The organism is Paenibacillus chibensis, from assembly GCF_004001045.1.
Taxonomy (GTDB): Bacteria; Bacillota; Bacilli; order Paenibacillales; family Paenibacillaceae; genus Paenibacillus_AQ; species Paenibacillus_AQ chibensis.
The window spans coordinates 60079-81834 of the sequence record NZ_BIMK01000015.1; the positions used below are offsets into that span (position 1 = coordinate 60079).

Annotated in this window: 27 protein-coding genes; 3 read left to right on the forward strand and 24 right to left on the reverse strand. The window is 52.0% G+C overall.

Annotated features, from left to right (window positions below; genetic code table 11):
• Position 1 precedes the first annotated feature (1 nt).
• From folD to PCH05_RS13640, 16 genes are all read right to left on the reverse strand, one after another.
• A complete protein-coding gene (gene folD, locus PCH05_RS13565; RefSeq protein ID WP_127602938.1) occupies positions 2–859 on the reverse strand; it encodes a bifunctional methylenetetrahydrofolate dehydrogenase/methenyltetrahydrofolate cyclohydrolase FolD in 858 nt (285 codons plus the stop codon).
• A 69-nt stretch (positions 860–928) separates the two neighbouring features.
• The gene (nusB, locus tag PCH05_RS13570) at positions 929–1381 is read right to left on the reverse strand and encodes a transcription antitermination factor NusB (RefSeq protein ID WP_127602939.1); all 453 of its coding nucleotides are present in this window, start codon (positions 1379–1381) and stop codon (positions 929–931) included.
• A gap of 183 nt (positions 1382–1564) precedes the next feature.
• The gene (locus PCH05_RS13575; RefSeq protein WP_127602940.1) at positions 1565–1801 is read right to left on the reverse strand and encodes a DUF2273 domain-containing protein; all 237 of its coding nucleotides are present in this window, start codon (positions 1799–1801) and stop codon (positions 1565–1567) included.
• A gap of 11 nt (positions 1802–1812) precedes the next feature.
• Entirely contained in the window at positions 1813–2352 is a 540-nt protein-coding gene (gene amaP / locus PCH05_RS13580) for an alkaline shock response membrane anchor protein AmaP (RefSeq protein ID WP_127602941.1), read from the reverse strand.
• Between the two features lie 110 nt (positions 2353–2462).
• A complete protein-coding gene (locus tag PCH05_RS13585; RefSeq protein ID WP_127602942.1) occupies positions 2463–2870 on the reverse strand; it encodes an Asp23/Gls24 family envelope stress response protein in 408 nt (135 codons plus the stop codon).
• 115 nt (positions 2871–2985) lie between these two features.
• Positions 2986–4329, reverse strand: a complete 1344-nt coding sequence (gene accC, locus PCH05_RS13590; RefSeq protein WP_127602943.1) for an acetyl-CoA carboxylase biotin carboxylase subunit — start codon at positions 4327–4329, stop codon at positions 2986–2988.
• Positions 4330–4359: 30 nt separating this feature from the next.
• Complete coding sequence (gene accB, locus PCH05_RS13595; RefSeq protein ID WP_127602944.1) at positions 4360–4857, reverse strand: acetyl-CoA carboxylase biotin carboxyl carrier protein; 498 nt, start codon at positions 4855–4857, stop codon at positions 4360–4362.
• Between the two features lie 144 nt (positions 4858–5001).
• On the reverse strand, positions 5002–5835 hold the full coding sequence (locus PCH05_RS13600; RefSeq protein ID WP_127602945.1) for a SpoIIIAH-like family protein: 834 nt from the start codon (positions 5833–5835) through the stop codon (positions 5002–5004).
• Positions 5836–5878: 43 nt separating this feature from the next.
• The gene (spoIIIAG, locus tag PCH05_RS13605) at positions 5879–6520 is read right to left on the reverse strand and encodes a stage III sporulation protein AG (protein ID WP_127602946.1); all 642 of its coding nucleotides are present in this window, start codon (positions 6518–6520) and stop codon (positions 5879–5881) included.
• Between the two features lie 20 nt (positions 6521–6540).
• Entirely contained in the window at positions 6541–7293 is a 753-nt protein-coding gene (gene spoIIIAF / locus PCH05_RS13610) for a stage III sporulation protein AF (RefSeq protein WP_127602947.1), read from the reverse strand.
• 13 nt (positions 7294–7306) lie between these two features.
• Entirely contained in the window at positions 7307–8494 is a 1188-nt protein-coding gene (gene spoIIIAE / locus PCH05_RS13615; protein ID WP_127602948.1) for a stage III sporulation protein AE, read from the reverse strand.
• A gap of 18 nt (positions 8495–8512) precedes the next feature.
• A complete protein-coding gene (gene spoIIIAD / locus PCH05_RS13620) occupies positions 8513–8902 on the reverse strand; it encodes a stage III sporulation protein AD (RefSeq protein WP_127602949.1) in 390 nt (129 codons plus the stop codon).
• Between the two features lie 9 nt (positions 8903–8911).
• Positions 8912–9115, reverse strand: a complete 204-nt coding sequence (gene spoIIIAC / locus PCH05_RS13625) for a stage III sporulation protein AC (RefSeq protein ID WP_076170008.1) — start codon at positions 9113–9115, stop codon at positions 8912–8914.
• 14 nt (positions 9116–9129) lie between these two features.
• The gene (gene spoIIIAB / locus PCH05_RS13630) at positions 9130–9645 is read right to left on the reverse strand and encodes a stage III sporulation protein SpoIIIAB (RefSeq protein ID WP_127602950.1); all 516 of its coding nucleotides are present in this window, start codon (positions 9643–9645) and stop codon (positions 9130–9132) included.
• The gene (gene spoIIIAA, locus PCH05_RS13635; RefSeq protein WP_127602951.1) at positions 9638–10630 is read right to left on the reverse strand and encodes a stage III sporulation protein AA; all 993 of its coding nucleotides are present in this window, start codon (positions 10628–10630) and stop codon (positions 9638–9640) included. The genes spoIIIAB and spoIIIAA overlap by 8 nt, the downstream gene beginning before the upstream one ends.
• Positions 10631–10744: 114 nt before the next feature.
• Positions 10745–11008 (reverse strand): YqhV family protein, encoded by a 264-nt coding sequence (locus tag PCH05_RS13640; protein WP_371860544.1) that lies wholly within the window; start codon positions 11006–11008, stop codon positions 10745–10747.
• 202 nt (positions 11009–11210) lie between these two features.
• On the opposite strand from PCH05_RS13640, the gene PCH05_RS13645 reads away from it, so the two are divergent.
• Positions 11211–11948, forward strand: coding sequence for a 2-phosphosulfolactate phosphatase (locus tag PCH05_RS13645; protein WP_127602952.1), 738 nt, complete (start codon positions 11211–11213; stop codon positions 11946–11948).
• Between the two features lie 91 nt (positions 11949–12039).
• On the opposite strand, the gene PCH05_RS13650 is transcribed toward PCH05_RS13645, so the two are convergent.
• From PCH05_RS13650 to PCH05_RS13675, 6 genes are all read right to left on the reverse strand, one after another.
• Positions 12040–13038, reverse strand: a complete 999-nt coding sequence (locus PCH05_RS13650) for a DUF1835 domain-containing protein (protein ID WP_127602953.1) — start codon at positions 13036–13038, stop codon at positions 12040–12042.
• Positions 13039–13237: 199 nt separating this feature from the next.
• Positions 13238–14491 (reverse strand): aspartate kinase, encoded by a 1254-nt coding sequence (locus PCH05_RS13655; RefSeq protein WP_127602954.1) that lies wholly within the window; start codon positions 14489–14491, stop codon positions 13238–13240.
• A 201-nt stretch (positions 14492–14692) separates the two neighbouring features.
• On the reverse strand, positions 14693–15250 hold the full coding sequence (efp, locus tag PCH05_RS13660) for an elongation factor P (protein ID WP_127602955.1): 558 nt from the start codon (positions 15248–15250) through the stop codon (positions 14693–14695).
• A 37-nt stretch (positions 15251–15287) separates the two neighbouring features.
• Positions 15288–16364 carry a M24 family metallopeptidase gene (locus PCH05_RS13665; RefSeq protein ID WP_127602956.1) on the reverse strand — a complete coding sequence of 359 codons (1077 nt, stop codon included), beginning with the start codon at positions 16362–16364 and terminating at the stop codon, positions 15288–15290.
• A gap of 51 nt (positions 16365–16415) precedes the next feature.
• Positions 16416–16862 carry a type II 3-dehydroquinate dehydratase gene (gene aroQ, locus PCH05_RS13670; protein WP_127602957.1) on the reverse strand — a complete coding sequence of 149 codons (447 nt, stop codon included), beginning with the start codon at positions 16860–16862 and terminating at the stop codon, positions 16416–16418.
• A gap of 83 nt (positions 16863–16945) precedes the next feature.
• On the reverse strand, positions 16946–17455 hold the full coding sequence (locus tag PCH05_RS13675; RefSeq protein ID WP_127602958.1) for a YqhR family membrane protein: 510 nt from the start codon (positions 17453–17455) through the stop codon (positions 16946–16948).
• A 203-nt stretch (positions 17456–17658) separates the two neighbouring features.
• Here PCH05_RS13675 and PCH05_RS13680 point away from each other — a divergent pair, with 203 nt between their 5' ends.
• Positions 17659–18654, forward strand: coding sequence for a DUF1385 domain-containing protein (locus PCH05_RS13680; RefSeq protein WP_127602959.1), 996 nt, complete (start codon positions 17659–17661; stop codon positions 18652–18654).
• 7 nt (positions 18655–18661) lie between these two features.
• Positions 18662–18988, forward strand: coding sequence for a hypothetical protein (locus tag PCH05_RS13685; protein WP_127602960.1), 327 nt, complete (start codon positions 18662–18664; stop codon positions 18986–18988).
• A gap of 72 nt (positions 18989–19060) precedes the next feature.
• On the opposite strand, the gene PCH05_RS13690 is transcribed toward PCH05_RS13685, so the two are convergent.
• Together PCH05_RS13690 and PCH05_RS13695 are read right to left on the reverse strand one after the other, a co-directional pair.
• The gene (locus PCH05_RS13690) at positions 19061–19993 is read right to left on the reverse strand and encodes a patatin-like phospholipase family protein (RefSeq protein WP_127602961.1); all 933 of its coding nucleotides are present in this window, start codon (positions 19991–19993) and stop codon (positions 19061–19063) included.
• Positions 19994–20069: 76 nt separating this feature from the next.
• The gene (locus tag PCH05_RS13695) at positions 20070–21689 is read right to left on the reverse strand and encodes a family 10 glycosylhydrolase (RefSeq protein ID WP_127602962.1); all 1620 of its coding nucleotides are present in this window, start codon (positions 21687–21689) and stop codon (positions 20070–20072) included.
• Positions 21690–21756: the final 67 nt, after the last annotated feature.

A 21756-nucleotide genomic window follows, 5' to 3' on the forward strand; every position in this document is an offset into this window, starting at 1 on the left:
CTTACACAAGCCCGTGATGACGTTTCGCCGCAATCAACGTGTTCTTCATCAGCATCGTAATCGTCATCGGACCAACGCCTCCGGGAACGGGGGTGATCGGGCCTGACACTTCCTTCACGCTTTCAAAATCCACGTCTCCCGCAAGCTTTCCGTTCTCGAGGCGGTTCATGCCCACGTCGATGACCACGGCGCCCGGCTTCACGTAGCTCGCATCAATGAAGTTTGCACGGCCGATGGCTACCACCAGCACGTCGGCTTGGCGCGCAATTTCGGGCATGTTTGCCGTACGGGAGTGGCACATGGTTACGGTCGCATTTTCGCGTTGAAGGAGAAGCGACACCGGTTTGCCTACAATATTGCTTCGTCCAATGACTACCGCATGCTTGCCGGACAACGAAATGCCTGCGCGCTTGATCAGCTCGATAACGCCTGCAGGGGTGCAGGGCAGAAGACTGTCGTCACCGATCACGAGGTTCCCGACATTCACGGGATGGAATCCATCCACGTCTTTGTCCACGGCAATCGCGTTAATGACTGCTTTTTCATCGATATGCCCGGGAAGGGGCAGCTGCACCAAAATGCCGTCGATGCTGTCCTGACGGTTCAGCTTGTCCACGAGCGTCAGCAGCTCCTCTTGCGAGGTCTCGGCAGGCAGACGGTGAACCTCAGAGTAAAATTCCAGATCGTGGCATGCTTTTTCCTTGTTGCGTACATAAACCTGGGATGCCGGATCTTCCCCTACAAGCACAACAGCCAGTCCGGGCACAACGCCTTTGGCCGCCATTTCCTTCACTTCGCCCGCAATGCTGCCGCGGATCTCTTCGGATACCTGTTTACCGCTGATGATGGTTGCACTCATTCTACTCTCTCCCCTGTATATGAAATGATCGTTAATATTTGAAAAAAGCAAAAGGTCAGCTTAAAGCCTTTAGGATGGATCCTTCTTCAGCTTGTCCAGCTCGCGGATCATGTTCCCCAAAACCCCGTTGACGAACTTCCCGGATTCATCCGTGCCAAAATGCTTCGACAGTTCAATCGCTTCGTTGACCGCAACCTTAGCCGGCACATCGGAAGAGTACAGGAGTTCATACGCTGCAAGACGCAAAATCTGGCGGTCAACTCTCGACAGACGGCTGATCTGCCACCCCTTCAAATAATTTTCGAGCAGACCGTCAATGCCCTGCTTATGGCTCCATACCCCGTTTACGAGCTCAAGCACATATGTCTTCAATTCGATTTCGTTCGTGATGACGCGTTCCGTATCATTCTCCTCCGAAGCTTCATCAAGGAGCATATTCACCGCATCTTCGCTTCCCACCTCGTTCATTTCCATCTGATATAAGCTTTGCACGACGATTTCCCTTGCTAAACGTCTTTTCATTATGTTCCTCCTGAACCAGTCATAAGTGGTACTTCTTATTAGTATGGGTTGCCGTAAAAGGTTTTTTGCATCCTTTTCCGTATCCCTTTGTTAAAATTGCAAAAAAAATCCGTGACACGTTTCACCAGAAAATGGGCATTATGAAGCTGCAGCTCTTTTTTCCGGAGAAAGCATATCACGGGTTCATTTGAACGGACGCCAGCGCTCAGAAAGCCACTGTCCCATTTCACGCCAGCGAAAATAAGAACCTAAACGCAAGTCCTTTCTTTTGCCGGCAGCATATCCTATGAACACAACCAATGCAAAGAACAACATATCCCAAAAACCCGCAAACAAATAAATAAAACCAAAAAAGATTCCGCCGGCTACGCCGATAATCCGTCCTCTGTGACTCTCCCATATTTCTTTCCAGAGCGCCATGGAATTCACCTCTATTCCACTCTACTCTTGATCGCTGTCGACTGGGCCACATTAGCAATATAGACGGCCACGTTCGACACCGGAATGCCAGTTGTTTCTTGAAGATAATCATGAACCTGCTTCTGAATATCGGTTGTCATTGCAGGGATGGAGACGTCTCCTTCGACCACCGCGCGGATCATGATTTCGAGGCCGGCCTCCGTCACGCGGATTCTCGCCTTCAAATCTTTGGCGCCACGGACTCTGGAAGCGGCTTTCAGGCAAAGGTTCTCGATCGTTTCCACCGAAATCTGGATGTCTCCGTACTCCGTGCGCTGATCAATCGAGGGGACATGAACCCGTTCACGGCGAATCGAAATATAAAAAAATCGGATGCTGAGCAGAAACAGCACGGCAGCAACGATGATCACCGTCAGTTGCAGCGTCGACTGGTCCATATAGTCACCCAGCGACGGCACCAGATCACTCATGCGGAGGATGGCAAATACACTAATTACTCCGATACTCAAGCTGTACACAAACAGCAAAAGTCTATCCAGTATCTTGGCCACGAATAGCACAGCCTCCTTAAATTAGAGTAAACCCTCGACGCATGTCGGGGGTTATAAATAGATTGAACTAAAGATCCGATATCTTTAGTTCAATCTATGGCTATCACTCTTTATTTCACTCGCTGACTGAACTCGATGTCTTCCGTTCTTTCCGCGCTTTTGAAATGAACGTCATGAATTTGGACATTCACCTCGATGACGGTCAGCCCGGTCATCATTTCGATCGACCGTTTGACGTTGCGCTGGATTTCGGTAGCCACTTCAGGCAGGCGCTGTCCGTATTCGATAATGACGGACACGTCGACTGCAGCCTCGCGCTGTCCGACCTCCACTTTAACGCCCTTGGACAAATTTTTCCGTCCCAAAAGCTCGGCAATGCCGCCTGCAAAGCCGCCGCTCATGCCGGCAACGCCCTTAACCTCCACGGTCGCAAGGCCGGCAATGACCTCGATGACTTCAGGAGCAATTTGTATTTCACCGATATCCGTACGTTCAGACTCACTCGGTACTGTGCTCATCAGGGTTCAACACACCTTTCAGGTAAGATGGACAACCGATACACCTGCCAGGACGCTATCATTCACTCATAATATAACATTAACGGTGAATCATGACAAACATCCTGTCTTAGGTTTATATCTCGTTTTCCTCTAGGAATTTAATATCGAAGTCACCTTTGTTGAAGGTAGGATGCTCCATAAGCTTCAAGTGGAACGGAATCGTCGTATGAATGCCTTCAACAGCGAATTCGGACAACGCCCGCTTCATCTTGGCGATCGCCTCATCACGAGTTGGAGCCCATACAATCAGCTTGGCGATCATGGAATCGTAAAAAGGAGGGATGGAATATCCCTGATAAGCCGCGCTGTCTACCCGAACACCCGGACCTCCCGGTGGCAGATAAAACTGGATTTTACCAGGAGCAGGCATAAAGTTTCTGTCCGGATCCTCCGCGTTAATGCGGCACTCGATGGAGCTGCCGTTGATCACGATGTCCTCCTGGCGGAAAGAAAGCGGATTGCCTTCTGCCACGGAGATCATTTCCTTAATCAAGTCGATGCCGGTAACCAATTCGGTAACCGGATGCTCCACCTGAATCCGGGTGTTCATCTCCATGAAGTAGAACTGGCCATCCGGCCCAAGCAGGAATTCAAGTGTTCCCGCACCGGAATAATTTACGGCTTTAGCCGCGCGAACGGCTGCCTCGCCCATTTTGTCGCGGACTTCCTGAGTCAGCACCGGACAAGGCGATTCTTCAACGAGCTTTTGTCTGCGGCGCTGCACCGAGCAGTCCCGTTCACCCAAGCTGACAGCATCGCCATAGTTGTCGGCCATGATCTGAATTTCAACATGCTTCATGCCGCTGAGGAATTTTTCAAGGTATACGCCTGCGTTGCCGAAAGCCTTTTGGGCTTCCTGCTGAGCTGCGGTAATCTGTTTGATTAACGCCTGCTCATCTTCCGCGATGCGGATGCCTTTGCCTCCGCCGCCTGCCGTTGCTTTGATGATCAAAGGATATCCGATATCCCGGCCGATCATCACCGCTTCGTCCAAATTCTCGACCAATCCGTCGGAGCCTGGGATGACCGGCACGCCGGCCTCCTTCATCGTTTGCTTCGCCACGGATTTATCGCCCATTTTGTTGATGGCATCCGCGGACGGCCCGATAAAGGTGACGTTGCAGGATTCGCAAATCTCCGCAAAGTCGGCGTTTTCCGCGAGGAAACCATAGCCGGGATGAATCGCGTCGCACTCGGTCAGCGTTGCCACGCTCATGATGTTCGTGATATTCAGATAACTGTCCTTGGACAGCTTCGGACCGATGCAGTAGGCTTCATCCGCCAGACGGACGTGAAGCGCATCCTTGTCCGCTTCGGAATAGACAGCAACCGTGGAAATGCCCAGCTCCCGGCAAGCCCGGATGATACGAACGGCAATTTCACCGCGGTTGGCTATCAGGATTTTTTGAAATTTCATGCAAGTAACCTCCCTTTCGTCATGCGGTGTTTATTCCGATTTCACCAGAAACAGAGGCTGTCCGAATTCAACCAGTTGTCCGTTTTCCACGAGGATCTCTACGATTTCGCCCTTCACTTCGGCCTCCAGCTCATTCATGAGCTTCATGGCTTCAATGATGCAAACCGTGGATTTTTCATTGACTTTATCGCCGACACTGACAAATGCGCCTGCTTCAGGGGATGGGGATCTGTAGAACGTGCCCACCATTGGAGAAACAATCTTATGTAAGGAAGCGTCGGCTGCATTTGAAGCGCCTGCTGCTGGCTGCTCTCCGGCTGCGACTGCTGCAGGTGAATTCACTTGCTGAGGGATAACCTGCTGGGGAACCTGAACATAAGGCTGCGCAATCGCTTGGCTCGCGATCACCTCGGTCTTGTTGGCCTTGCGGATCGTCAGATGCGTTCCTTCCAATTCGATATCCAGTTCATGTACAGAGGTCTCGTCGACCAATTGAATTAATTCTTTGATTTCGCTTAACTTCAACATTCACAATTCACTCCTTCAAGGAAGCACCTGGCTTCCGGACATACATGCACATAACGATATGTATTATATCACAAACGATAGAAATGGAAAGAGTCCAAGATCATCCCGGACTCTTTCGACGTTTTTCCAGTTTTTTCACCTTGCTTAAGGCGCCATGTATTGCACGCTGACTTTATCCTGGGATACGTTCAGCTCTTTCATGACCAGCTCAACGATGCTGACGGCCTGTTTGACATCCGGTTTGTCGCTAAGGACAAGCACTTGATACTTATTGTTTGCTTCTTCCTTCACGAACGCGTTAGCAAAAGAAAACTTTTGTTCCAACTCTTCTTCGATGCCTTGGATTTTGCTTTCCTTCGTTTCCAGCGCGTTGAGCTCTTCGCTGGCCTTGGCCGAAGCGGCAGCGTCTTGGCTCATATCGTTCATTGTGGCCAGCAAATCGTTATGCTTGTTCGCCTTGGCCTGCTCGCGCTGGAACTGATAAGATTCAATTTGGCTCGCACCGGAGCTCTTTTGTGTTTGGGCAGCCACTTCTTTCAGTACTTCCTCATCGGTTTTACCTGTTTTAGCTGTCGTTTTTCCGTCTGTTGTTGTTCCTGTTTTGCTTGTCGATGCTGTCTTATCGGATGTAGCCTGATCCTTGGTATCCGTTTTGGCAGCTGTTTTATCGGTGCTGTCCTTCGCCGCATCCTTGCTTGTATCCTTTGCAGCGCTGTCCGTGCTCGCATCGGACTTCGCCGCATTATCATTGACTTTGCCGTCCGTGATCACTTCCGTTACCTCTACGCCGTTTTCCGTCGTCGTTTTTCCGGCTGAAGCTTCCTTATCCGACGTCTTTACATTCGTTCCGACCTGCTGGCTGTCGGTGACCGGTGTTTTGGATGAACCGGAATCCCCCGTAAACAGGTAGTAAGCGGACAGCACAACCATCAAGCTCAGCATCGATACCAACCAAATCGTTTGTCTCTTATTGTTCATTCCCTAAATCCTCCTCAAATTTGAACTCATTATTCGAATCTGCTTACCCCTGTTTGCGCGGTACAACCGATATGCGGTATCCCGGCACGTTCAATCCCTTTTCGACCGCGTCGACGATCAGCTGCTTGACGACCTCGTTCTCCGCACCTTTGGCGACAATGAGTACGCCGCGGATTTGCGGCTTCACTCGTTTGGTAATGACCGGCGTTTGGGTGCCGGACTGCTCGTATGTGACGACCTCGCCGTCTCTTGTATACTGCGTCGTGTGGCGCTTTCCGCCGTTTGCGTCATTTTCGTCCGACTGCTGCTGGGAATCCTTTACGTTTCTCTGGTATATGATTTCGTCTGTGGAATCGACCGTTACCATGATGTCGACCGTGCCGACGCCGACGATTTTCTCCAGGATTCCCTTCATCTTGTCCTCCGCCGCTTCCTCAATGCTGGTAAAGGCATTGGTCTCTTCGGAGCTATTTTGAAAGGTTTCCTTGGATGACGATTGTTGCGGCGGTTCCCGGCCTATATTCTCGTTATCGAGTTTTTTGACGTTGACAAAGGAGTTAAACAAAATGATCGCGACGCCGATCAGGCCCACGATGATCAGCCAGCGGAAGGTATTGATCCTCTTCCCGCCTCCCTGCCCGCCGCCACCGATCCACTGCTCCAGCTTTCTGAACCATTTCCCCACTTACGCTCACCCCGTTTTCGTTATAGCTTCTGGTCACCTGCAGAACCGTCTTGCACGATGATCGTTTCCGGCTCGAGCCCCCATGTATTTCCAAGCATTTTTTTTATCGCTTCCGCCTTATCATTGCTTTTGCCTTCCGGCGGCGATGCTCCCTCTTTCCCGGAAGAAGCCTTTGCTGACTTGGAATCTCCCTTTGTCTGATCCATCTGAACTTCGACCTGTACAGGCGTTACCGGCTCGATTCGGATATCTTGACCCGGTTCCGGGTTCGCACCACTTTGCTTCGCAGCCGCTTCATCCTCCTGCCGCAGCACGACCGTAACGCCTTTGATATATGGGTTCTGATCAGCTCCGCCATTCTGATCTTTTCCATCCATTCCCAGCACTACACTGACCTCGGCGGTGTTCTGTCCGTTTTGTTTGCGGATCTGTTCTTGCATCTGAGCAGCGATCTCGCGGGCAGCCCATTCAAGCGATTGCTGATTCTGCTGGTTCTTCAGCTGCTGGGCCTGCTCCATGATCTGCTGCAGGCTTCCCTTGCTTCCGCCCGCTGCGGACTGCTGGTTGAATCGATTGAAGGCTCCGGCGAGCTTGATGTCTGCCGCATCCGTTAGCAGCTTGATCAGCGGACTCAGCAGCGTTAAAAGGATCAGCAAGCTCAACACCAGCTTGACGTATCGTTCCATGGACCGGCTCGGAAGGATGAGATCGACGAAGGAGGCCAGCAGCACCACCATGATAATTTCCTTGAGCCAACTGCTCAGCCAGGTCATTTTGCGCCCCTCCTTATCTCATCATGACGGTCACGTTGCCCGCCGTAAGCATGATCGTGATGGCGAGAAAGAACATCAACCCGACCGCCGCCAGCGCAGCGAAGACATACAGCATGCTTTTTCCGATCGTTTCAAGACAGGTTGTGATGGGCGAGTCGCCCAGCGGCTGCATGATGGCAGCGGATATGTTGTAGATCAAAGCGAGAACCAGGATTTTAATCGCCGGGAACGCGCAAAGGAAGAGAATGATGATGACGCCAACCAGTCCGATGGAGTTTTTGATAAGCAACGAAGCCGAGATGACCGTATCCGTCGCGTCAGCGAACATTTTTCCGACGACCGGTATGAAGCTGCCCGAGACATATTTGGCTGCCCGGATGGTCACCCCGTCTGTAACCGAGCTCGTTATTCCCTGGACCGAGATGACTCCCAAAAAAATCGTGAGCAGCACACCCAGGAACCCGACGCTGAGGTTGCGGAGCAGATTGGCCATTTGCGTCAGCTTGTACTTGTCGGAAAGCGAACTGACCAGGTGCAGAACCGCCGAGAAGAACAAGAGCGGAAAGATCAGCGTATGTATCAGCGTTCCGACGGTATTGATCATGAAAATAATGAGCGGATGCGTGACCGAAACCGTGACCACATTGCCCATCGATGCCAGCAGTGCGAACAGGAGCGGCACCATGGCCATCATGAAATCGATCATCCGGTCGATCGCTTCCTTGGCATAACCGATGGCGACGTTGAAGCTGTTGATCGCCAGGACGATGATGACCATGTAACAGAGCGAGTACGCGACTTTGCTGACGGATTTCCTTTCGAATGCGGTCTGAAGCGTCTCCAGAATCATGCTCATGATGCTGAGCATCACGATCGTGACGAGCAGCTTCCCGTTGTATAGAACTTCATGCCACATGAAGGAGCCTAAGGCTGAAAATACGTTTTTGACATTGAAGCTGTCGCCGCCGGGAAGCAATATATCCATAAAGGAAGGCACCTTCTGATCCGGGAAAAAGCCTCCGTAATCCTTCATCAGGTTGTTCCAGTAAGACTCCACCTGATCTTTCGGCAGGTTCTCCGCCTGCTGCTTGATCCACCCATCCGTAGGCCCATCTGCAAATACCCGGGTGGCGCCAATCAGCAGAAACAGGATCAGGAACAGGATCGAATGCCGTATATCGCGCCGTTGTTGTCCAAGCATGGGAATTCCCACTTTCTTCTACGAAGGCAGCAATTTCAGTACCGTTTCGATGATGATGCCGATAATCGGTACCGCGAGCACCATGATCAGTATTTTGCCGGCCAACTCGATTTTTGAGGCTATATTTTCCTGCCCTGCGTCCCGCACCACCTGCGCGCCGAACTCCGCAATATAGGCAATGCCGATGATCTTGAGTATCGTCTTCAGATAGATCATGTCGACGCCGGAGGATTTGGCCATCCGCTCAAGTTCCGAGATGACGGTGCTGATCTTGCCCATCAGGAACATGAAGATCAGAACGCCCGTAGCGGTGGCCAGCAGAAATGCGAACATAGGCTTTTGCTCTTTGACGACCAGAATCAGAATGGTTGCGATGAGTCCCAGACCCACCACCTGTATAATTTCCATATGCAACCCCTACTGGAACAAAAAAATAGTTTTGATCTCCTGCAGCAGGTTATCGAGCAGCCGGACGACCATGAACAGCACCACCACAAAGCCGATGACCGTCACCCAATGAGCCATATCCTCTTTTCCCATTTGCTTGAGCACCGTGTGGATCATCGCTATGATGATGCCGATTCCCGCAATCTGGAAAATTGCGTTCACTTCAAAGTTCATTCCCTGGCACCTCGCTAAAAGATCAAAATGACGATCAATGCTCCTATTAACAGTCCTAGACTCCGGCTGATCTTCTCGTATTTCGCCTGCTCGTCCCTCGCCATCGCTTCCTCATGCTTCAGCTGCTGTGCGGCTAACGCGATATGCTTGATCTGGTCCTGCCTGTCGCTTGTCCCAAGCGTGAAGCTGAGCTGATGAAGAATGTCCCTTTCGGGCGTTTTCATCGCGGTCCTTTTCCAGTTCTCTTGCAAGGAACGCTGGATGCTCTCCTGAGCCGTGATGCCGCTGGAGGCCATATAATGTGCCGCCCGTTTGAACAGGGGACGGAGCGGCTCTCCCAGCTGCTCTGCCATTTTGCTGAAGGCATCCGGCAATGGCGTAAATCCGTAAGATATTTCGGTTTCCAGCCGCTGCATCGCCAGAATCAGCTCCCGGATCTGCTTGGGTCTGGCCGCGAACCGCGCCGCCTGGTGAAAGCCCGCGAGCGTTCCCGAGAGCAGGATAAGCACCGCGCCGAGCAGCTTAAGCATGATAGGCCTCCCCCTTCATCCGCAGCTGAAGTCCGCGCATTTGCCTGTCCAGCAGCCGGAAACTCGTTCTCCCTCCGCTCCGATGCAGGATGACGTACATTTCAAACATACGCTCCTCCATCAGCCTGCGCATGGCGGGCCGGTTACGCAGCTCCTCGGGCCCGCTGCCATGTGCGGAGGCAATGACGGTGATGCCTGCGTGTAGGGCTTCGGTCACCGCTTCCGCATCCTCTTCCCTGCCGATTTCGTCCACGATCAGAACGTCCGGGGACATGGACCGGATCATCATCATCATGCCTTCCGCCTTGGGGCAGGCATCCATGACATCCGTCCGCGGGCCGACATCGAAGCTTGGAACGCCATGCAGACTGCCGGCGATTTCCGAGCGTTCGTCGATGATGCCCACCTTAATCCCTTGCGGAGGAGGATCCGCTATCAGCGAACCGCCTCGGCTGATCTGTCTGGCGATGTCTCGCAGCAGCGTTGTTTTGCCATGCTGCGGCGGAGAAAGGATGAGCGTGTGCCTCATTCTCTTCTCCTTCACATCGTAGAGATAAGGCATCATCTCATTGGCAGCTCCCTGGATTTCTTTGGCAATCCGGACATTGAATCCGCTGATATCACGGATATGCTCGACCCGCCCCCCCGACAATACCGTTCGCCCGGAAAGTCCGATGCGGTGTCCGCCTGGAACGGTAATGAACCCCTTGCGCAGCTCTTCTTCCAAGGTATATAAGGAATGATTGCTGATCAGGTCCAAAAATGTGCGGGTGTCACTGCGGTCGGGCTTGTAAGCTTTGTCCTCCTCCAGGGTAAACATGCCAATTCCGGTTACGAATCGATGCCCTCCGGATCCGTTCACTTCCAGCGGTCTGCCTTCGCGAATGCGTATTTCCTCCAGTCTCCCGAGATCGCCTTCGGGCAGTTGGAGCAGAATGGACTTGATCCGGTCCGGAAACAGTTCAAGCCAGTTTGGATTCGTAATACGACCACCCCCTAGCTGTCCTTCTCTTAACCGTGTTCCTTTTCATAAGTCTATTAGATGTTTTTTATACCTCATGTTTATGCTTGTACTTCAGATTTATGACGAACGAATCTATCATTTTTTTAAAATTCCGATTAAGAGACAGGACACGCCTACGAAAATCCATAGGATCTTTCCCCACGAAAGCTTGTCAGCAAGTCCGATGAGTCCGATCGAAGTGGTTAAAATAAGAACCGTCGGGCCTACAAAAGCCAGCATGGAATTGACGGCAAGGGCTTTGTCCACTTGCATGAGCCTTAGCATAAACAAGGCCGCCGCGATCTCGATTGTTCCCGAAAGCATGCGCAGCGTGGCCATACTAATGACGAACTTGTCCACGGATGGAAACCTCCTTACAAAAGAATGTGCATCTTTTATATGGATATGCGGCAATCTCTCTTTTTAGATATGTTTTAAAAGAAACAACTGAGGAACATTTCTGTACCCGCCGCATATATTAACTGTAAATTTACTAATTTCTATGGGCTTAACCAGCTGATAGAGATTCGCACATATAAGTGGCTTAAGGAGGATTAAATCCATGCGGGTGGATGTGATTGCCAATGTGGACAATATTAGATCGGAGGATTTTATTCAAAAAAGCGCCGTCGTAATCGACGTGCTGCGCGCTACGAGCACGATGATCACAGCGCTCGCAAGCGGCGCGCGCGGTCTGCTTCCCGTAGAAACCGTCCCCGAGGCCCAAAGCAAGCGCAGCGAACATACCTTTGTCGGAGGAGAACGCTATTACAAAAAGATTCCGGGGTTTCAGGCCGGCAACTCCCCGCATGACTATATGTCTGAAGAGATTGCTGGCAAGCTGGTCATTCTGACGACATCCAACGGTACCCGCGGGATTTTGAAATCGCAGCGTGCTTCGCGCCTATTGGCGGCGTCTTTCCTAAACGGTACGGCCTGCGGCTCTGCGCTTGTTTCTTTTGACCGCGACGTTATCCTGCTGTGCGCCGGCTGCAGAAACGATTTTTCGCTGGAAGACGGCCTGTGCGCCGGGATGATTATCGATGCGATGGAATCCATCCTCGACCAGCCGCTGCGCCTGAACGATCTGGGCATGGCCATGAAGCTAGCCTACAACCAGTGCCGCCATAACCTTTACGAGACCGTGATGGAATGCTCTTCCGCGAAACAGCTCGTCAAGCTAGGCTTCGCCCATGACGTGGAATACTGCACCGGCGTGGATACCGTGCCCGTCGTCCCGGCAGCCAAAAACGATCTTGTGCTGACACCGCTGAATTTGATTGGAACCGCCGGACGCTAAAGAAACGGCTTCATGTCCAGCAAACGAGCGATGGAACAAAAAAACGGCGGTGCCAGGATACTCTCCTTCGCACCGCCGTTTTTTCATTTGCTCACTCTCTGCAATCCACAAGCGCCTTCGCTTCCACATCCCAGCGCCATGCTGCGCGCCTGCCAAGGAGATGGACACCCCCGTACCACCGGTCGATGCCGCAGCGCTCCACATGATCTTCCCCGCGTAATACCCGGGTTCCCCACTCCGTCATGACTAGCCTGCTGGCCTGAAAATCGGCCGACGGCTGGATAAAGCCGGGAAAAGCCTTCGTCCCTTCCAGTTTCAGCAGCGGGCTTTTCCCCTCGCACATGCTGCTCAAAACATGCCAGTACTGCAAATCCCCCATGCCTAATCCGTGCAGCTGATTTCCGATTTGCCTGAACAGCTCGATCGGCGAGCCTATGCCTGAGTCGATATGTTCCAATGTCAGCTGCTCAATGATGCCCAATCCGTTATCGGTGGAGGGATACCGCGATAAATGCAGCCCGAACGCCTCCTTCACAAACGGCAGCGCCGACGTGTCTTCCCGCAGCAGCTTCTGGAGATCCTTTGGATCCGGCGAAGTGTATGCCTCCCAGACTGCGCTTCCGAGCTTAAGCTCGTCTTCCCTTACGGCGTGCCAGGTACCGGATAACGTCTTGAGCTGGCTGGCCGATAATTGTCCGAGTCCACGGAAAAGGCCCACTCCAGGGTAGTCACCGATACAGAGCAGGTGCAGTCTCGTCTGACCCAAGGACTGCCTGGCGAACCAGTGCAGCAGATAGCTCAGCATGGTCTGGTCGAACAGATCATGCTCGAACCAGAGCACGATGTCTTCATATTCGCGGAACCGGGCCAATTGAAGCTCCTGTGCCTCGCTGGACCGGATAAAATCTTCTTCCGGTATTCCCATGGCCTTCTCCAGATATTTTGCGCGGACCGAGCGATGAGAAGGTTCGGCTGCCTCGCGGAAAACGGGTCCTTCCGGATACACCTCGCGCCAGACGAGAATATCTCCCTGGACGACCCCTTGCTGAAGCGTTTTGGCGACGGCATCGCCGTTGACAATATGCAGCATGCTTTTTCCCCCTTCGTACAATTGCGGGAACACGGACACGAAGTTTTTTCCCTTTCTTCAGAATGTCCACCATATACATGAAGAGCAGCTTTCTCCCCTAAAAGGTTACGTGGCTGCCTCCATAAACGAAAAAACGGCGATGCCAGGATGATCTCCTTCGCACCGCCGCTTTATCCCTTTATATGCTCCCTAGTTCCTCTTAACGGCGTTCCTGCGGTCCTCCGACAAACACCTGTGCATCCGTATCCAAGTTGTAAGCCGTATGCAGCGCCCGGACGACCTGTTCCAGGTTGCCGTTCTCGATGACGCAGGATGTCTTGATTTCCGACGTGCTGACCATTTTAATGCTGACGCCCTGTTTGGAAATAACGTCAAACATTTGGGCAGCTACGCCCGGATGGCTGATCATGCCCGCGCCGACGATCGAAACCTTCACCAGGTTGGTCTCGGAAGTCACTTCGCGGTATGGAAGCTTGGATTTGAGGCCGTGAATTACTTCAAGCGCATACTCGCTTTCGGACAAGGAGGTCGTAAAGGAGAAATCCGCCTTGCCGTCCTGAACACCGCTTTGTACGATAATATCCACGTTGATCGAAGCGTCGGCGAGTGCGCCGAATACTTGAGCCAGCACGCCCGGAATATCCTCCACGCCAAGAATGCTGATTCTTGCCACATTTTTATCATAAGCGATGCCGCTTACTACGACTCCTTGTTCCACGCTCGTTTCCTCCTTAACCGCTGTACCTTCGTTATAGTTGAAGCTGGATCTGACGACCAGGTGCACCTTATGATGCTTGGCGTATTCGACCGCCCGCGGATGCAGGACAGCCGCCCCCAGATTCGCGAGCTCCAGCATTTCGTCATAGGATATTTCCTCAAGCTTGCGCGCGCATTTCACCATGCGCGGGTCTGTCGAATAAATTCCGTCCACATCCGTATAGATTTCGCATACATCCGCACCGATCGCTGCCGCGAGCGCAACAGCCGTCGTATCCGACCCGCCGCGTCCGAGCGTCGTGATTTCGCCGTCCTCGGTCATGCCTTGAAAGCCTGCGACGATGACGATTTGATCGTTTTGCAGAGCGGACTGTACGCGTTCAGGTATAATATCCATAATCCGCGCTTTGCCGTGCACAGGTTCTGTACGGAATCCAGCCTGCCATCCGGTCAGCGAGACGGCGCTGCGTCCAAGCTGATGAATGGCCATCGACAACAGGGACATGGAAATCTGCTCCCCTGTCGTCATCAGCATATCCATTTCCCGTGCGGGAGGCTCAGGATTCAGAAGCTTCGCTTGATCAATCAGGTCGTCCGTGGTATCTCCCATCGCGGAAACGACCACGACGCATTGATGTCCTTCGTCCTGCTTCTCAACGATGCGTCTGGCGACGCGCTTCATTCGCTCCGTGTCTCCTACAGAGCTGCCTCCGAATTTCATGACGTACAGTGACAACTTCGATTCACTCCCCACTCATTATCCAAATGTCTATTTTACGCTTTAAATTAGTATAATACGAAAGTCCACCGGAGAGGTAGACTTTTTTTCCTGTGAGGCTATGTATATCAAGGACTTTTCCTGCTTATGCAAAAAATCCCCCTCACTGGAGGTGAGGGGAATCCGAAGTTCAAACCGTTCCTTTTCCGAAGAAAAAAACTACGCGCGGGAGATGTACTTTCCTTCACGGGTATCGATCAGGAGGACATCGCCTTCGTTAATGAACAGCGGAACCTGAACGTTCAGGCCGGTTTCAACCTTGGCGTTTTTCGTAGCGCCCGTAGCCGTGTTGCCTTTGATGCCCGGCTCGGTTTCAACAACCTTCAGCTCAACGCTGGTAGGGAGGTTGATGCCCAGGATTTCGCCTTGGTAGCTGACAATGTTTACGTTCATGTTTTCTTTCAGGAAGTTCAGTTCCCATTCCAGCTGATCGCTGTCCAGGGTGAATTGGTCGTAAGTTTCGTTGTCCATAAACGTATGTTCCTGGCCGCTCGCATACAGGTAAGAAACGCCGCGGTTTTCGATGATCGCACGGCCGATGGTCTCGCCAGCACGGAATGTGCGCTCTACTGTATTGCCGTTACGAAGGTTTTTCAGCTTGGAGCGAACGAAAGCCGCACCTTTACCTGGTTTTACGTGTTGGAAATCAAGAACGGTAAAAATATCGCCATCCACTTCTACCGTTAATCCTGTTTTAAAATCGTTTACTGAAATCACAAAAATGCCTCCTAAAATAAAATATATATTGCGTTAATCACACCGGCAATACGGTAAATTCCTTCGACGAATGCGTCAAGACAGCATTTCCCGTCTCCGTGATCACAATATCATCCTCAATGCGAACACCGCCAAGTCCCGGAATGTAAATGCCCGGTTCAACGGTGACGACCATGCCCGGCTGCAGAATATCGTCGCTCAGCTTGGACAGCCGCGGATTTTCATGCACTTCCATACCGAGGCCGTGGCCTGTACTATGGCCGAACATGTCCCCGTAGCCGTATTTCGCAATGATGTCGCGCGCCAAAGCGTCAGCTTCGCGGCCGGTCATCCCAGGCTTAATGTGTTCGAGGGCATGCAGCTGCGCCTCCAGAACAATGTTGTAAATCTCTTTCAGCTTCGGATCAGGCTCGCCGATCGCGATGGTACGGGTCAGGTCGGAGCAATAGCCGTCAAGAAGCGCGCCAAAGTCAAACGTAATCAGCTCGTTGCCCGCAATCACGCGTTCGCTGGCAACGCCATGCGGCATCGCGGAGCGTTCTCCGGAGGCGACGATCGTGTCAAACGAGGAGCAAGTCGCGCCATGGCGACGCATGTAGAATTCCATCTCGAGATCGACTTCGCGTTCGGTCATTCCCGATTTGACGAAGCCCAAAATGTGATTGAATGTACTGTCGGCAAGATCCGCAGCTCTCTGCATCACCTTCAGCTCCTCAGCATCCTTAATGATGCGCAGCTGTTCAACGAGGCCCGAAACCGGCACCAGTTGAATCGGCTTAAGCTGCTCTGCATAAGCGCTGTATGAAGCAAAGGACACATCATCCTGTTCAAAAGCAAGCTTGTTGATGTTGGCGGAAGCCAGCAATTCCTTGACCGTATCCGTAACCCGCTGCGCATGTTCGACAACCTTGAAATCCTTCGCTTGCTGCGGCGCCTGGGTCATATAGCGGAAGTCGGTCAGCAAATATGCGTCGTTCAAGGTCACCAGCACATAGCCTGAAGAACCCGTAAATCCGCTCAGGTAACGGCGGTTAATCGCGCTGGTGACAAACAATGCCTCCACATTTTTTTGCTGCATCGCTTCACGCAGTTTAAGTACACGATGGTTGCTCATAAGCCTTTCGTCTCCTCTCACTTCACAGCTTCATCCGGAAGAGGCAGCGACCTATTGTCCCTGACTTTCCAAGTGGCGAAGCAGGGCAATCAATCCAAGTTCATAGCTTACAGCACCGAATCCCGCAATCTGTCCAACGGCAACGGGAGCGATGACCGACGTATGACGGAACTCTTCCCGGGCATGGATGTTGGATAGATGCACCTCAACCGTAGGTATCCGTACGGAGCTGATCGCGTCCCGCACAGCATAGCTGTAGTGAGTCAACGCGCCAGGATTCAGGACGATCCCGTCGGCATGGCCGAGAGCGCCATGGATTCGGTCGATGATGTCGCCTTCATGGTTGGATTGATAAAATGTAACCGACACGCCCAAAGCTTCCGCCTTTTGAAGCAAACCTTCCTCGATGGCTTGCAGGCTTTGAGAGCCGTATACACCGGGCTCCCGAAGCCCAAGCAGGTTCAGGTTCGGTCCGTTGATCACCCATATGGTTCTCAAAATGGTATTCCCACCCTTATCGTCAAATAACCATCTGCTATTTTAACATAGGGAATGTCCACTTGAGAAGTTTTTTTGCTCGCTCAGGCCTTGGCATGCTGCGGTTCCCGCTTCCGTTCATCGGTAAACTCCACCGCGATGGTGTAGCCGATAAACAATCCCCAAAGCAGAAACAGGCAAAATTCACTGACGATCGTATTCCATCCCAGCTGCCGAAGTGGCTTGACCATATGAAGTGCCGGGCCGGCGGCGGCAAAAATGAGGCACCACCATACCATTCCATAGATGATCCCCGGCCACGGTCCTCTCATCTTGCGGAAAAGCAAAGCGTATATAATTGATGCAATCGTCGAGAGGAGAATAAACAGCAGCCAGCCGGCGAGATGGCCGGAGCCGCTTTTCAAAAACGAAAGCTTAAAGAACGGGGCTCCAAGAAAGCCCGGAATCACTTTCGTAAAATGGAATGAATAAAACACCCAGTGAATGGCGCCCCAGATCAGTCCCGCAAAAAAACCGAGCTCAAGCGCAAACGCCATAACGTTCGTGTTCCCATCCTGTAACTTTTGTTGATGAGCGGCAGCCTGTGTCGTCATGTTAGAGGACTCCTTTTGTTTTCCTTAGTATGCACATTTCGACCAAGCCATAACCAACTAGAAATTGAAGCGGAAATTCGATACAATAGACTTAATCAAACTCAGGCTTTCCTTGCGCACTCTTCATGCCTCGAAAAGCCGGGTTACCGATGCAGGACCTGTCGGATCCTGTATACATCCATTACTCGGGGAAGGTGAACTGGTTGTCGCAAGAATCAAAAACTGTCAGCTACGGCGGCCAAGCCGTTATTGAAGGCGTTATGTTTGGCGGCAAATATGTCAATGTGACAGCCGTACGTCGCAAGAATCAGGAGATTACATTTTTGGAAGTGCCCAAGGAAGATAAGAACTGGGTCCGCAAGCTGCGCAAGGTCCCGCTGCTGCGAGGCATCGTCAGTATCATAGATTCGAGCGCCAAGGGAACGAAGCATTTGAACTATTCCGCAGATGCATATGCGGACGATACACTGGAGCCTGAAGAGCGCGAAAAGCTGAAGGAGAAGGAAGAATCCAAGTGGAGCCTCAGCATGATTATCGGCGTGGCTGCGGTAGGCGTTCTCTCCTTCGTGGTCGGCAAGCTGGTGCTCACGCTGCTCCCGGTATTTTTGGAAAGTTTCTTGTTCGGCAAGCTTTTCAGCAACTATATTCTGCATAATCTCATTGAAGGGGTCATCAAGCTCCTGCTGCTTCTGGTGTACCTGTGGGCCATTTCCCAGACGCCGGTGGTCAAGCGTTTGTTCCAGTACCATGGTGCAGAGCATAAAGTGATTACCACCTATGAGGCAGGCGAGGAATTGACTGTACAGAACGTGCAGAAGCACAGCCGGCTCCATTATCGCTGCGGAAGCAGCTTTATGATGCTCACGATCGTGCTGGGCGTCCTGATCTACTCCCTTGTACCATGGGATAACATGACGCAGCGTGTGCTGCAGCGGATTGTTTTGCTTCCTGTCGTGATCGCTATTTCGTTTGAATTTTTGAAAATGACGAACTCGCTCAGAGAAGTACCCGTGCTGCGCTATCTCGGCTATCCTGGACTGTGGCTGCAGCTGCTTACTACCAAGGAACCGAAGGACGATCAGGTCGAGGTTTCGATTGCTTCCTTTAAACGTATGCTCGAGCTTGACGAACAAATGGAAAATGCACCTGCATCAAACCAGCCTGTCAGAACTGGAGTCTTGGATCCCCTGAAAGGATGAGGATGAGATGAAAAGGCATGCGATAATCTTTTGGGTTGCCATGGTGCTTGCTGTCATTGGCATCGTAGATATGGCATTCTTCGATAAGGGAGCACTGATCCGGTTGCTGCTTATCCCCTTGCTCGTGTTCGGTGTCATATTCCTGCTCTACAAGTATCAGCCCGGACGTGCCAAGAAGCAGAAGATCAAAATCAAGCCTTCCGCCAAAACGATGGAAAAGGTGGCTGCTGCCAAACGCACGAACCAAACTTCCGGCAAAAGAAAGCATTATCCTTTTCAGGTCATCGAGGGTTCCAAAGGCAAAAACGATGATCAGCAGCCCAAATATCATTAACGAGCAAATTTAAACAGGCGCCCGCCGCATCCCTTCAAGAGGGAGCGACGGGCGCCTTCTCTATTCATCAATTCATTCCTTGAATCTCGCAAAAAATTTGCTCCCCGCCTGCAAGCCAGACTCATACAGCTCCGCGCTTTGATCCGGTGTAATATGAAACTGCGTCGTCCCCACGCCAAGCGTGGGGATTTTGATCGTTCTGAACCGGTTGACCTGCTCGATATACCGTTCATCGTGAGCCGAAAGCATCGTTTCAAACATCGCCTGCAGCATGCTGATCGGTCCCCGTATGATATGGGGACTTCCGGAACTGCGGCCTACCATCTGAAATCCGATCGTCTGAATAGACGTCTGACCGAAGGATGGCTGCTCTGCAGGTGAAGTCGAATCGAACAGCCAGAGCGGGAAGTTGCTGAGGAGCCCTCCATCCACAACATAGACGAACTGGTCTTTAAACGATTTGCCGCGAGCGGCATTTCCGCACATTCTGAGTATGACGGGATCAAAAAAATAAGGAATGCTCGTACTCATGCGAATGGCTTTGGACACCTCAAAGGCAGCAGGATTGATCCCCAGCTTGATCAGGTCATCCGGAAGCACCAGTATTTTGCCGTTGGTGATATCGGAGGCGATTATCATCAATTTACCGTGGGGGATATCGGAAAAGGTGCGTATTCCTTTGGTTCTTAATATATTATGAATCCAGAGTTCAAGCGCTTCGACGGAGTAAAGCCCTTTTTTAATAAATAGGCGTACCGCAGGTCCGATAATTTTGGCATTAAAAATGGGAGCTCTGTGTAGAAAGGAATCGAATGGCGTCGTCCTGACGATTTCGCTCATTTCGTCAGCCGTAAAGCCGGCAGCAAGCAGAGCGGCAACGATGGATCCGGACGAGGTTCCTGCCAGCCTGTTGAAAACGACGCCCGCATTTTCGGCTGATTTCACAGCGCCTGCAAGCGAGATCCCCTTGACCCCGCCGCCCTCAAAAACAGCGTTGATGAGCATACAAAAACCCCCGTCCTCAACTATTCAAAATAATGTATGAGAACGGGAGTCGATTCATGACTCGATATGAACGTAATTATTGCTGATAAAATGCAGTTAATGCCGGAATAAGTCCAAGCGGATTATTGATCAGATGCGCGGCTCTGAAAAAGATGGAGCCCTTAATATCCGCGTATTTTTCATTGTATAGGAGCTGATTGATGATTTCCTGTGAGCTCTGCCATCCGGCTTCCGTCGTTCCAAGCTTGTATGGCGCCTGGCCAATCAGCAGATCGACACCTGTGCCGGCCACTTCGGCAGCCCACCAATCGACAAGCTTATCGTATTGCGCGATTTTGAACGACATGCTCCAGTAGATTTGCGGAGCGACATAATCAATCCAGCGGTTCTGAATCCATGTTCTGACGTCCGCATACATCGAATCGTATGCCGTAACGCCGGCTTTCGTATCCGAGCCCGTCACGTCAGTCGCTTTATTGCGCCATACACCGAACGGGCTGATGCCGAATTCGACCGAAGGCTTCGCCGCATGTATCGATTGTCCAAGCTTTTGGACGAATTGATTGATGTTGTCTCTGCGCCAGTCGGCTTTGGCAAGGCCTGTCGTATTATAAGTACGGTAGGTAGCATCATCATTAAACGTGCCGCTTGACGGATAGAAGTAATCATCCAGATGCACGCCGTCGACGTTGTATTTATTCACGACTTCCATCACGACGTCGATAATATGCTGCCTTGCTTCCGGAATGCCGGGGTTAATGATCGGTTTGCCGTCCGTCGTCACGATCCAGTCCGGATGCTGCACGACGACCGAGCTCGGAGCCAGCTTGGATACGGCCGCGCCGGAGCTGGCCCGGAACGGATTGAACCAGGCATGGAACTGCATGCCCCGCTGATGGGCTTCCTCTATCATGAACTGAAGCGGATCATAACCCGGATCCTGCCCCTGTTTACCCGTTAAATACTCGGACCAAGGAACCAAATCCGATGGATACAAGGCGTCGCCTGCAGGACGTACCTGCACGAATACCGCATTAATACCGATCGCCTGCAGCTTATCCAGCATCGATCTGAATTCCTGCTTCTGCTGATCTATTTTCCCTACGGATTTCGTCGAGGGCCAGTCCAGGTTGGACACGGTAGATATCCACGCCCCATGAATGCCCTGCGCCTGCTGCCCCGTACCCGGGCTTGGGTTCGGCTGCCCCGGCTCGGCCGGATTCGGCAGGCTTGGTATGTATGAGCCGGACAGCAGCGCAATGCTCTGCGCCGCTTGATTCCAAACCACCTGCAGGCCAAGGTTCTCGCCTACAAACCGCAGCGGCACCATGATTCTGCCGTTTTTGATGTCCACCGAAGCATCAAGCGCCACGGCGCTCCCGTTGACCAGAGCCGTTTTCTTGCCGCTGGTTAACGCCAAAGACGAGCCGCTGCCGTTAATGCTGACGGTTTTTGAGGCTTGCTCCCAATTGACCGATGCGCCGAGTCCTTCGCTAATGACGCGGAGCGGAACCATCGTAACGTTCACTTTCGGTATGATGTATGGGGCGACGTCGCTATTGATTTTGTCTCCATCAAGCGTGATCGTGATGGACTTCTTTGAAGTTTCCGCTTGAACAGAACGACTGGTAACAGGTAAGAACAGAACAAACACGAGTGCCAGAACCATCCATTTGTGAAACTTCCAAAACCTCATTCTACGAATCCTCCAGTAATGATAGATTTGCAGGCATAAGAAAAACGTCTATCGACGTACCTTCAAA

Excerpts from the sequence above, each read along its gene's own strand:
- PCH05_RS13695 (WP_127602962.1), bottom strand. The coding sequence starts at position 21,689 with ATGAGGTTTTGGAAGTTTCACAAATGGATGGTTCTGGCACTCGTGTTT.
- accB (WP_127602944.1), bottom strand. The coding sequence starts at position 4,857 with ATGTTGAAGTTAAGCGAAATCAAAGAATTAATTCAATTGGTCGACGAG.
- PCH05_RS13665 (WP_127602956.1), bottom strand. The coding sequence starts at position 16,364 with ATGAGCAACCATCGTGTACTTAAACTGCGTGAAGCGATGCAGCAAAAA.
- PCH05_RS13690 (WP_127602961.1), bottom strand. The coding sequence starts at position 19,993 with ATGCTCATCAACGCTGTTTTTGAGGGCGGCGGGGTCAAGGGGATCTCG.
- accC (WP_127602943.1), bottom strand. The coding sequence starts at position 4,329 with ATGAAATTTCAAAAAATCCTGATAGCCAACCGCGGTGAAATTGCCGTT.
- nusB (WP_127602939.1), bottom strand. The coding sequence starts at position 1,381 with ATGAAAAGACGTTTAGCAAGGGAAATCGTCGTGCAAAGCTTATATCAG.
- folD (WP_127602938.1), bottom strand. The coding sequence starts at position 859 with ATGAGTGCAACCATCATCAGCGGTAAACAGGTATCCGAAGAGATCCGC.
- PCH05_RS13585 (WP_127602942.1), bottom strand. The coding sequence starts at position 2,870 with ATGAGCACAGTACCGAGTGAGTCTGAACGTACGGATATCGGTGAAATA.
- spoIIIAF (WP_127602947.1), bottom strand. The coding sequence starts at position 7,293 with ATGACCTGGCTGAGCAGTTGGCTCAAGGAAATTATCATGGTGGTGCTG.
- PCH05_RS13575 (WP_127602940.1), bottom strand. The coding sequence starts at position 1,801 with ATGGCGCTCTGGAAAGAAATATGGGAGAGTCACAGAGGACGGATTATC.
- PCH05_RS13685 (WP_127602960.1), top strand. The coding sequence starts at position 18,662 with ATGAAAAGGCATGCGATAATCTTTTGGGTTGCCATGGTGCTTGCTGTC.
- spoIIIAB (WP_127602950.1), bottom strand. The coding sequence starts at position 9,645 with ATGCTTAAGCTGCTCGGCGCGGTGCTTATCCTGCTCTCGGGAACGCTC.
- spoIIIAC (WP_076170008.1), bottom strand. The coding sequence starts at position 9,115 with ATGAACTTTGAAGTGAACGCAATTTTCCAGATTGCGGGAATCGGCATC.
- spoIIIAD (WP_127602949.1), bottom strand. The coding sequence starts at position 8,902 with ATGGAAATTATACAGGTGGTGGGTCTGGGACTCATCGCAACCATTCTG.
- spoIIIAE (WP_127602948.1), bottom strand. The coding sequence starts at position 8,494 with ATGCTTGGACAACAACGGCGCGATATACGGCATTCGATCCTGTTCCTG.
- PCH05_RS13645 (WP_127602952.1), top strand. The coding sequence starts at position 11,211 with ATGCGGGTGGATGTGATTGCCAATGTGGACAATATTAGATCGGAGGAT.
- PCH05_RS13600 (WP_127602945.1), bottom strand. The coding sequence starts at position 5,835 with ATGAACAATAAGAGACAAACGATTTGGTTGGTATCGATGCTGAGCTTG.
- PCH05_RS13675 (WP_127602958.1), bottom strand. The coding sequence starts at position 17,455 with ATGACGACACAGGCTGCCGCTCATCAACAAAAGTTACAGGATGGGAAC.
- PCH05_RS13650 (WP_127602953.1), bottom strand. The coding sequence starts at position 13,038 with ATGCTGCATATTGTCAACGGCGATGCCGTCGCCAAAACGCTTCAGCAA.